At 63.7% G+C, this 722-nt stretch carries 1 protein-coding gene; it reads left to right on the plus strand.

Annotated features, from left to right (window positions below; all coding sequences use genetic code 11):
* Positions 1-722: aldo/keto reductase (locus tag A5695_RS00205; protein WP_068076900.1), on the plus strand; the 722-nt coding region annotated here is incomplete at both ends.

Below are 722 nucleotides of genomic sequence, written 5' to 3' on the forward strand. Positions count from 1 at the left end.
TGGTCTCTCGGCGAAGACGCCAGCCGGACACTGATCAAGCACGCGCTCGAGGCCGGGATCAACTTCTTCGACACCGCGAACTATTACTCGCTGGGCAGCAGCGAGGAGATCCTCGGTCGCGCCCTCAAAGACTTCGCCGACCGCGACGAAGTCGTCATCTGCACCAAGGTGTGCTCCCCGATGCGCCCAGGCCCCAACGGACACGGACTGTCCCGAAAGGCAATCCTGACCGAGATCGACCACAGCCTGCGCCGGCTGGGCACCGACTACGTCGACATCTACATGGTTCACCGCCTCGACATCCACACCCCGATCGAAGAGACCCTCGAAGCACTACATGACGTGGTGAAGGCTGGTAAAGCCCGCTACCTCGGGGCGTCTTCGATGCGTGCCTTCGAATTCGCCAAAGCCCTTCACTTACAACGCCAATATGGTTGGTCCGCCTTCATCACCATGCAAGACCAGTACAACTTGCTCGCCCGTGAGGAAGAACGCGAGATGCTGCCGTTGTGCGCCGACGAAGGCGTGGGCACCATGGTGTGGAGCCCGCTGGCGCGCGGCCGGCTTGCCCGCCCGTCGGAGAAGACGGCGACCACGCGTTCACAGTCCGATCCGGGGCTCAGCCTGTTCTACAGCGATCAGACCGCCGAAGCCGACCGAGCCATCATCGACGCCGTCGGCGATATCGCGACGGCCCACGGCGCGTCCCGCGCGAGCATCGC

It is taken from the genome of Mycobacterium sp. E1747, from assembly GCF_001667775.1.
Classification (GTDB): Bacteria; Actinomycetota; Actinomycetes; order Mycobacteriales; family Mycobacteriaceae; genus Mycobacterium.